Origin of the sequence: Streptomyces sp. GB4-14, assembly GCF_022696125.1 — a bacterium.
In the GTDB taxonomy this organism is placed as follows: domain Bacteria; phylum Actinomycetota; class Actinomycetes; order Streptomycetales; family Streptomycetaceae; genus Streptomyces; species Streptomyces werraensis.
Window position 1 is genome coordinate 319,409 of record NZ_RZHO01000001.1, and the last position, 10,854, is coordinate 330,262.

Annotated in this window: 1 protein-coding gene; it reads right to left on the reverse strand. The window is 73.7% G+C overall.

Translation table 11 applies throughout. The features are described from left to right. Positions 1-8: 8 nt before the first annotated feature. On the reverse strand, positions 9-10,820 hold the full coding sequence (locus ELQ39_RS01010) for a type I polyketide synthase (protein ID WP_443334321.1): 10,812 nt from the start codon (positions 10,818-10,820) through the stop codon (positions 9-11). Positions 10,821-10,854: the final 34 nt, after the last annotated feature.

Consider the following 10,854-nt stretch of genomic DNA (forward strand, 5'->3'; position numbering starts at 1 on the left):
TTCGCGGGTCAGTTGTCGCCGAGCGCGAGCTGCACGAGGTCGTCGACGTCCAGCTCGGCGACCGCCATTTCCTCGTCGGCGTCGTCGAATGCGCCGGTGACCGGTGTGCCGTCGTCGAGGGCGGCCAGCTTGACCAGGGCATCCATCAGGCCGGCTGCCCGGATCCGGGCCAGCGGGAGCGACGCGAGTGCGCGCCGCAGTCGTTCCTCGTCCACGTCCTGGCCGGCCGTGCCGCCGTCCGGGAACAGTTCGGTGTGCAGGTGCCGGGCGAGGGCCTGCGGGTTCGGATAGTCGAAGACCAGGGTGGCGGGGAGCTTCAGTCCCGTGGCCGCCCGCAGCCGGTTGCGCAGTTCCACGGAGGTGAGCGAGTCGAACCCGGTGTCCTTGAACGCCGTGTCCGCGCGGACCCCGTCCGGTCCGGCGTGCCCGAGCACGGACGCGGCCTGGCCGCGTACGAGGTCGACGAGGGTCTTCTCCTGGTCGGCGGTGGGGAGCCCTGCCAGGCGGCGCAGCAGCTCGCCGTCCTGGGCGGTGCCCGTCTGCGCCGACCGCCGCCCGGTGCGGACCAGGCCGCGCAGCATGTGGGGTACTCCCCCACCGGCCGCGGCGTCCGCCCGTACTCCCCGCAGGTCCAGCTTGGCGGGCACCAGGAGCGACCGCGGGGACCCCAGCGCGGCGTGGAAGAGGTCCATGCCCTCCGTCAGGGTCATCATCTGGAGGCCGCCGCGCCGGTTCATCCGGGAGCGGGTGAGTTCGTCGGTGTTCGCCGCCATGCCGCTGGTCTGCTCCCACAGGCCCCAGGCCAGCGACAGCCCCGGCAGACCCGCGGCCCGCCGGGCGGCCATCAGACCGTCCAGGTAGGCGTTGGCCGCCGCGTAACTGCCGCTGCCCGCGCCCATGAACACCGCCGAGACGGACGAGTAGACGACGAACGCGTCCAGATCCAGGTCGCGGGTGAGTGCGTCGAGGTGGCGGACGGCGTCCACCTTGGGCGCGAACACCCGCGCCAGCCGCTCCGGGGTCAGCGCCCCGATGACTCCGGCGTCCAGCACACCGGCCGTGTGGATCACACCGCGCAGGGGGTGCGCGTCGGGCACCGCGGCGAGGAGGGCCTCGACCTGAGCGCGGTCGGACACGTCACAGGCGACGACCTCGACGGCCGCCCCCAGTCCGGTCAGCTCCGCCGCCAGCTCCTGCGCACCCTCGGCGTCCGGGCCCCGGCGGCCGGCCAGGACCAGGTGCCGCACGCCGTACCGGCTGACCAGGTGCCGTGCCGCGAGTGCTCCCAGCGATCCGGTGCCTCCGGTGACCAGCACGGTCCCCTCGGCGTCGAACACGGGAGTGCCGTCCGGGACTCGTCCGTCGTCGGTGACGCGGGCGAGGCGGGGCACGAAGTGAGCGGCTCCGCGCACGGCGAGCTGTGGTTCGTCGCCGGCCGTCACGGCGGCCAGGACCGCGTCCCGCCCGTCGCCGGCAGCGGCGGCCGGATCGGCGTCGACCAGGACGATCCGGTCAGGATTCTCCGCCTGCGCGGCCCGCACCAGACCCCACACCGCCGACCCCGCCGGATCACTCACCACACCGTCACCGGCAGGCACCGCACCCCGGGTCACCACCACCAGCCGCGAGTTCTCCAACCCCGCCACACCCAGCCACGCCTGCACCACACCCAGCACCCGCGACGTAAGCCCCAGGACAGCATCCACACCACCATCACCAGCCGCGACGGCCTCCAGCACCGCCACAGCCGGAACCCCGGCCCCAGCACCACGGGCCAGCTCCACCACATCCTCGGCCGAAACGACCGGCACCCACACCGGAACCGGCACCGCCTCCTGGACGGCGGGCACCTCCGTCCAGTCCAGCAGGAACAGCGAGTTGGCGCTCGCCGTGCCGTCGGGCCGGGCCAACTGCTCGGCGGACAGCGCGCGCATCACCACCGAGTCCGCCGACACCACCAGGGCACCGGTCTCGTCGGCCGCCTCCAGCGTCAGGGTGTCGGTCTCCCCGGGCACCAGTCGCACCCGCAGGGCCGAGGCACCCGCGGCGTGCAGGACCAGGCCGTTCCACTCGAACGGCCGGCGCGGACCGTCGCCGTTCACCGTCGCCACATCGGTCGCGGAGACGTGCAGGGCGGCATCGAGCAGCGCGGGGTGAATGCCGAACCGGTCGGCGTCCTTGCCGTGCTCTTCGGGCAGGGCGACCTCGGCGAACAGTTCCTCGCCGCGCCGCCACACCGCCCGCACGCCCTGGAACGCGGGACCGTACCCGTAGCCCTGGTCGGCCAGACCGGCGTAGAGGTCATCGGCCTCGACGGGTTGCGCTCCGGGCGGCGGCCACGCCGTGAAGTCGTGTTCCCCGCCGCCGGTCGGCACCGACGCCGACAGGAGCCCCGTGGCGTGCCGGGTCCATGTGTCCCCGTCGTCGGCAGCGTCCTCCCGCTGGGAGAAGATCTCGACGGTGCGCGAGCCGTTCTCGCCCGGTGCGCCCACGGCGACCTGGACGCGCACCCCGCCGTGCTCCGGCACCACCAACGGCGCCTCGGTCACCAGTTCCTCCAGCACCCCGCAGCCGGCCTCGTCACCGGCCCGCACCGCCAGCTCCACCAGACCCGTGCCGGGCAGGACGACCACACCGCCCACGGCGTGATCGGCCAGCCAGGGCTGCGACTTCAACGACAGACGCGAGGTGAAGACCAGTCCGTCGGTCTGCGGCAACCTGACCACCGCACCGAGCAGCGGATGATCCGCCGCCGCCTGCCCCAACGACACCGCATCGGTCACCGACCGCGCCGTCTGAAGCCAGTAATGCCGGTGATCGAAGGCATACGTCGGCAGATCGAGCCGTGCCGAGGTCGCCCCGGCCTCCGGCAGCACACCGGTCCAGTCCACGGGCACACCACGCACGAACAGCTCGGCCATCGAGGCCAGCAGCCGACGCAAGCCCCCGTCGTCGCGGCGCAGCGAACCGGTCACCACGGCATCAGTGCCGTCATCAAGGATTTCCGTGATCGGCTGGACCAGCACCGGGTGCGCGCTGACCTCGACGAAGACACCGTGGCCCTGACCGGTCAACTCCGCGACAGCCGGGCCGAAACCGACCTGGCCGCGCAGGTTGCGGTACCAGTACGCGCCGTCCAGCACACCCGCCTGGTCCACCCACTCGCCGGTCACGGTCGAGTAGAAGGGCACCATCGGCGCCTGTGCGTTCACCCCGGCAAGAGTCTCGGCGAGGATCTCGCGGATGTCCTCCACGTGCCGGGTGTGCGAGGCGTAGTCCACCGCCACCCGCCGCACCCGCACGCCCTCGGCCGACAGGGCCTCCAGCGCCTCGTCCAGCGCCTCCGCATCACCCGCAACGACCACGGAGGACGGGCCGTTGACAGCCGCCACCTCCACCCGGTCCGCCCAACGCGTCAGGCGCGCCAGAGCGTCGGTCTCGCTCAGCGCGACCGAAGCCATACCGCCCCGCCCGGCGAGCTGATCGCGGATGGCCTGACTCCGCAGTGCCACCACCCGCGCCGCATCCTCCAGCGACAACGCACCCGACACACACGCCGCAGCGATCTCACCCTGCGAGTGACCGACCACCGCATCCGGCAGCACACCCACCGACGACCAGACCGCCGCCAGACCCACCATCACCGCGAAACTGGCCGGCTGAAGCACATCCACCCGCTCCAGCAACGCGGGCTCCACCTCACCCCGCAACACATCAACCAAAGACCAGTCGACCCACGGCTCCAAAGCAGCCGCACACTCCGCGACGCGCTCCGCGAACACCGGCGAGGCGTCCAGCAACTCCCGGCCCATACCCGCCCACTGCGAGCCCTGCCCCGGGAACACCCACACCACCTTGCCCGGCGCACCCGCACCGCTCACCCTTCCGGTGACCAAGCCGGCCGGGCTCTCGCCGCGCTCCAGCGCCCGCAGGCCGGCCAGGGCCTCCGCGCCCGACTCGGCCACGACCACCGCGCGCTCGCTCAGCACCGCACGCCCCGCGACCAACGCACCGGCCACGGCAGCCAGTGACACCCCGTCCGTGCCCTCGACGAACGCGGCGAGCCGCCCCGCCTGACCGGCCAACGACCCCGCACTGCGCGCCGACACCACCAACGGCACCACACCAGCCGAAGACAGAGGCGGCTCAGCCACCTCCTCCGGCGCCTCCTCCAAAATCAGGTGCGCGTTCGTCCCGCTGATACCGAAGGACGAGACACCGGCCCGGCGCGGACGGCCCTCCCGCGGCCACTCCCGCGCCTCGTTCAGCAGCTCGATGGCGCCCTCCGTCCAGTCCACGCGAGTCGTGCGCTGCTGGGCGTGCAGTGTCGGGGGCAGGACGCCGTGCCGCAGCGCCTGCACCATCTTGATCACACCGGCCACACCCGCCGCCGCCTGCGTATGACCGACGTTCGACTTCAACGACCCCAACCACAAAGGACGTTCGGCGTCCCGGCCCTTGCCGTACGTGGCAAGCAACGCCTGCGCCTCGATCGGGTCGCCGAGGACCGTGCCGGTGCCGTGGCCCTCCACGGCGTCCACGTCGGCCGCCGACAGCCCGGCGCTGGTCAGGGCCCGCCGGATCACCCGCTGCTGCGAGGGACCGTTGGGCGCGGTGAGACCGTTGGACGCGCCGTCCTGGTTGACGGCGCTGCCGCGTATGACGGCCAGGACCTTGTGTCCGCGTTCCCGGGCCACCGAGAGGCGCTCCAGGACGACCAGGCCGACGCCCTCGGACAGGACGGTGCCGTCCGCGCCGTCGGCGTACGCCTTGCAGCGGCCGTCGGCGGCCAGACCCCGCTGGCGTGACATGCCGAGGACGCCGATCGGGGAGCCCATGACGGCGACGCCGCCGGCCAGGGCCATCGTGCACTCGCCCTGCCGCAGGGCCTGCGCGGCCAGGTGCATCGCGACCAGCGACGACGAGCAGGCCGTGTCCACGGTGACCGCGGGACCCTCGAAGCCGTAGACGTACGAGACCCGGCCCGAGGCCACGCTTCCCGCGGTGGCGGTGGTGACGAAGCCTTCGAGTTCGGCGGGCATGTTGCTCAGGGACTCGAGATAGTCGTGAATGGAGACGCCGGAGAAGACGCCGATGTTGTCGCCCCGTGCCGTGCTCGGGTCGATACCGGCGTTCTCCAGTGCTTCCCAGGAGGCTTCGAGGAGCAGCCGCTGCTGCGGGTCCATCGCCAGCGCCTCACGCGGCGAGATCCCGAAGAACCCGGCGTCGAAGAGACCCGCGCCCTCCAGGAAACCGCCCTGGGTGGAGTAGGACGTGCCGGCGCGGTCGGGGTCGGCGTCGAAGAGGCCTTCCAGGTCCCAGCCCCGGTCGTCGGGGAAGGCGGAAACGCCCTCGCGGCCCTCCCGGACCAGGTGCCACAGGTCGTCGGGGCTGGACACGCCGCCCGGCAGGCGGCACGCCATGCCCACGATCGCTATGGGTTCGCCGGGGTCGGCGGTGGCGGCCGCCGTGGCCGTGCCCGCGGCGGGGACGCCGGTCACCGTGGTGTCCGCGTCGCCGAGTTCCTCGCGCAGGTGGCGGGCCAGGGCGACGGGCGTCGGATAGTCGAAGATCAGCGTGGCGGGGAGTTTCACGCCGGTCGCCGCGCTGAGCCGGTTGCGCAGTTCGACGGCGGTCAGAGAGTCGAAGCCGATGTCGCTGAATCCGCGCGTGCCCTGCGTCAGTTCCTGGCTGGTGAAGCCGAGTACGGCGCCCGCCTCGGTCTGTACGACGGAGAGCAGGACGCTTTCCTGTTCGGCCTGGGACAGACCGGCGAGGCGGCGCACCAGGGTGCCGCTGTCGCCGGCGGCGGCCCGCGCCGAGCGGCGGCCGGCGCGTACGAGGCCGCGCAGCAGATGCGGGACTCCCCCGCCGTCCCCGGCCTGGCCGCGCAGCGTCCGCAGGTCGAGTTTGATCGGTACGAGGAGTGCCTGGCCCATGTGCAGGCCGAGGTCGAGGATGTGCAGGCCTTCGGCCGGGGTTAGTGCGAGGACGCCGCCGCGGCTCATCCGCGCCTGGTCGACGGCGCCGAGGTGGGCGGTCAGTCCGGTGCTCTGCTCCCACAGGCCCCAGGCCAGGGAGAGGCCGGGCAGGCCCGCCTCGCGGCGCGTGGCCATCAGGCCGTCGAGGAAGGCGTTCGCGGCGGCGTAGTTGCCCTGGCCCGCCGATCCCATGAGCGCGGCGGCGGAGGAGAACACGACGAACGCGTCGAGGTCCAGGTCGCGGGTGAGTGCGTCGAGGTGGCGGACGGCGTCCACCTTGGGCGCGAACACCGTGGCGAGGCGCTCGGGGGTGAGGGCCGCGATCACCCCGTCGTCCAGCACGCCGGCGAGGTGGACCACGCCGCACAGGGGGTGCTCGTCCGCTACGGAGGCCAGCAGGGCCTCGACGTCGGCGTGCCGGGAGACGTCGCAGGCCACGACGGAGACCGCCGCGCCCTGTTCGGCCAGTTCGGCGACGAGTTCGGGCATGCCTTCGGCGTCCGGGCCCCGTCGGCCGGCGAGGACCAGGTGGCGTACGCCGTACCGGGTGACGAGGTGCCGGGTCACCAGCGCGCCGAGGGAGCCGGTGCCGCCGGTGACCAGGACCGTCCCCTGGGGCCGGAAGACGTCGGGGTTGTCGGGGACCTGGCCGGTGACGCGGGCGAGGCGGGGAACGGAGAGGGTCGTTCCGCGCACGGCGAGCTGTGGTTCGTCGCCCGCCGTCACGGCGGCCAGGACCGCGTCCCGCCCGTCGCCGGCAGCGGCGGCCGGATCGGCGTCGACCAGGACGATCCGGTCAGGATTCTCCGCCTGCGCGGCCCGCACCAGACCCCACACCGCCGACCCCGCCGGATCACTCACCACACCGTCACCGGCAGGCACCGCACCCCGGGTCACCACCACCAGCCGCGAGTTCTCCAACCCCGCCACACCCAGCCACGCCTGCACCACACCCAGCACCCGCGACGTAAGCCCCAGGACAGCATCCACACCACCATCACCAGCCGCGACGGCCTCCAGCACCGCCACAGCCGGAACCCCGGCCCCAGCACCACGGGCCAGCTCCACCACATCCTCGGCCGAAACGACCGGCACCCACACCGGAACCGGCACCGCCTCCTGGACGGCGGGCAGCCCGGTCCACTCGACGCCGAACAGCGCGTCGCGGGTGTCGTGAGCCGCGGCGGCGTCCAGTTGGTCGGTGGAGACCGGCAAGGACACCAGCGAGTCCATGGTCAGCACGAGGCCGCCGGTCTCGTCCGCGGCCTGGAACGACAGGGCGTCCGGTCCGCACGGCGCGACCCGCACCCGCAGCGCCGAGGCGCCCGTGGCGTGCAGCACGAGACCGTTCCAGGCGAACGGCAGCACCTTGCGGCCGTCGTCCGGCGCGGCGAGGGCGTTGGTGTGGAGGGCGGCGTCGAGGAGCGCCGGGTGGATACCGAACCGGCCTGCGTCCTCGCGCTGTTCCTCGGGCAGGGCGGCCTCGGCGAAGACCTCCTCGCCGCGCCGCCAGACGGCACGCAGGCCCTGGAAGGCGGGCCCGTAGGCGTAGCCGCGCTCGGTCAGGTCGTCGTAGAAGTTCTCGACGTCGACCGGCTGGGCGCCGGGGGGCGGCCAGGCGGCGAAGTCGAAGTCGCCGGCGTCCCGGGCGGCGGGCGCGGCCGACAGGAGTCCGGTGGCGTGCCGGGTCCACCCGTGGGTGCCGCCCTCGCCGGCGGCGTCCTCCCGCAGGGAGTACACGTCGACGGTGCGCAGGCCGTTCGCGCCCGGTCCGCTCACCGCGACCTGGACGCGCACGCCGCCGCGTTCGGGCAGCACGAGCGGCGCCTCGATGACGAGTTCCTCCAGCACGCCGTGGCCGAACTCGTCGCCGGCGCGCACGGCGAGATCGACGTAGACCGTGCCGGGGACGATGACGACCCCGCCGATCGCGTGCCCGGCGAGCCAGGGGTGGGACTGGAGGGACAGGCGGGAGGTGAAGACCAGGCCGTCGGACTGGGGCAGTTCCACCACCGCGCCGAGCAGCGGGTGGTCGGCGCCGGTCAGTCCGAGCGACGCCTGGTCCGTGGCCGTGCCGTCCATCGTCAGCCAGTAGTGCTGGTGGTCGAAGGCGTACGTCGGCAGGTCGACGCGTGCCGCGGCGGCGCCGTCGGGCAGCACCTTGCTCCAGTCCACGGGCACGCCGTGTACGAACAGTTCGGCCATCGAGGTCTGGAGCCGGCGCGGTCCGCCGTCCTGGCGGCGCAGCGAACCGGTCACCACCACGTCCGTGACGTCCCCGGTGCCGGTGGCCGTGCCGCCGCCGGTGTCGTGGACGGTCTCGCTGATCGGCTGGACGAGGACGGGGTGGGCGCTGACCTCGACGAAGACGCCGTGGCCCTGGCGGACCAGTTCCGCCACCGCCGGGCCGAAGCCGACCTGGCCGCGCAGGTTGCGGTACCAGTAGGCGCCGTCCAGGACGCCGGCGTCCTCCACCCACTCGCCCGTGACGGTGGAGTAGAAGGGGACGGCGGGTGCCTGCGCGCCGATGCCGGCCAGGGCGTCGGCGAGGGTGTCGCGGATCCGCTCGACGTGCCGGGTGTGGGAGGCGTAGTCCACGGCGATCCGCCGCACCCGTACGCCCTGGTCCTCCAGGGTGTCGAGCGCCTCGTCCAGCGCCTCGGCGTCACCGGCGATCACCACGGAGGACGGCCCGTTGACGGCGGCGACCTCGACCCGGTCCGCCCAGCGTTCCAGACGGGAGACCGCCTCGGCCTCGTTCAGGGCGACCGAGGCCATGCCCCCGCGTCCCGCGAGCCGTTCGGCGATGGCCTGGCTGCGCAGGGCCACGACCCGCGCCGCGTCCTCCAGCGTCAACGCTCCGGACACGCACGCGGCGGCGATCTCGCCCTGCGAGTGGCCGACCACCGCGTCGGGCTCGACGCCGACGGACTGCCATACGGCGGCCAGACCCACCATCACGGCGAAGCTGGCGGGCTGGAGCACGTCCACCCGCTCCAGCACTCCGGGCTCGGCCTCACCCCGCAGCACATCGACAAGGGACCAGTCCACCCACCGCTCCAGAGCGGCGGCGCACTCGGCGATCCGCGCCGCGAACACCGGTGAGGCGTCCAGGAGTTCCCGGCCCATACCCGCCCACTGCGAGCCCTGCCCCGGGAACACCCACACGACCTTGCCCGGCGTCCCCGAGCCGGAGAGGGCCCCTGGCGCGCTCTCGCCCCGGGAGAGGGCGCGCAGTCCGGCGAGGGCCTCCGTGTCGGAGCCGGCCACGACGACCGCCCGCTCCCCCAGCACCGCACGCCCGGTCACCAGGGCGCCGGCGACGTCGGTGAGCGACGCGCCGCCGGCGCCGGACTCCACGAACGCCGCCAGCCGTTCCGCCTGGGCCGCCAGGGACGTCGCGGTTCCCGCCGAGACCACCAGCGGCACCGCGTCGGCGGGCCCGGCGCCCCGCGTGTCGTCCCGGGCGGTCTCGTTCGCCTCCGGCGGCGCTTCCTCCAGGATCAGGTGGGCGTTGGTGCCGCTGGCCCCGAACGAGGACACCCCCGCCCGGCGCGGACGGCCCTGGTCCGGCCACTCCCGGGTCTCGGTGAGCAGCTCGACCGCGCCCGCCGACCAGTCCACCTGGGGGGTCGGCGCGTCCAGGTGCAGGGTCGCCGGGAGCACCCGGTGCCGCAGCGCCTGCACCGTCTTGATGACACCGGCCACCCCGGAGGCCGCCTGCGTGTGCCCGATGACCGACTTGACCGAGCCGAGCCACAGCGGCTTCCGCGGGTCGCGGCCCTGTCCGTAGGTGGCGAGCAGCGCCTGCGCCTCGATCGGGTCGCCGAGGACCGTGCCCGTGCCGTGGCCCTCCACCGCGTCCACGTCGGCCGGGGAGAGACCGGCGCCGGCCAGGGCCTTGCGGATGACCCGCTGCTGCGCGGGCCCGTTGGGCGCGGTGAGGCCGTTGGACGCGCCGTCCTGGTTGACGGCGCTGCCGCGCAGTACCGCGAGGATCCGGTGGCCGCGCTTCTCGGCGACCGAGAGCCGTTCCAGGAGCAGGACGCCCACGCCCTCCGCCCAGCCCGAACCGTCGGCGCCGGCGGCGTACGACTTGCAGCGCCCGTCGAAGGCGAGGGCCCGCTGCCGTGCGAAGCCCACGAATCCGCCGGGCGTGGCCATGACCGTGGAGCCGCCGACGAGCGCCATCGAGCACTCACCGCGGCGCAGCGCCTGCGCGGCGAGGTGCGTCGCCACGAGCGACGAGGAGCACATGGTGTCGACCGTGACGGCGGGGCCCTCCAGTCCGAGCGTGTAGGCGACACGTCCGGAGGCGACGCCGCCCGCGGTGCCCAGCGCGCGTTCCAGGCTGAGGAAGTCCTCGTGGCCGCTCAGGTCGGGGGCGTAGTCCTGGTGCACCATGCCGGCGAAGACGCCGATGTCGCTGCCCCGCACCGAGTGGGGGTCGATGCCGGCCCGTTCGAGGGCCTCCCAGGACACTTCGAGCAACTGCCGCTGCTGCGGGTCCATCGCCAACGCCTCGCGCGGCGAGATGCCGAAGAACGCGGCGTCGAACCGGGCGGCGTCGTGGAGGAAGGCACCTTCACGCACGTAGGTCGTGCCAGGGTTGTCGGGGTCGGGGTGGTAGAGGCCCTCCAGGTCCCAGCCCCGGTCGTCGGGGAAGGGGGTGTAGACGTCGGCGCCCTCGGACACCACCCGCCACAGGTCCTCGGGGCTGCGGATCCCGCCGGCGTACCGGCAGGCCATGGAGACGATCGCGATGGGCTCCGTGGCCGCGGCCGCGAGCTCGCTGTTCTCCTGCTGAAGCCTGGCGTTCTCCTTCAGCGAGGCTCGCAGTGCGTCGACAACCTGCTCGTCCGGCGCGGACATA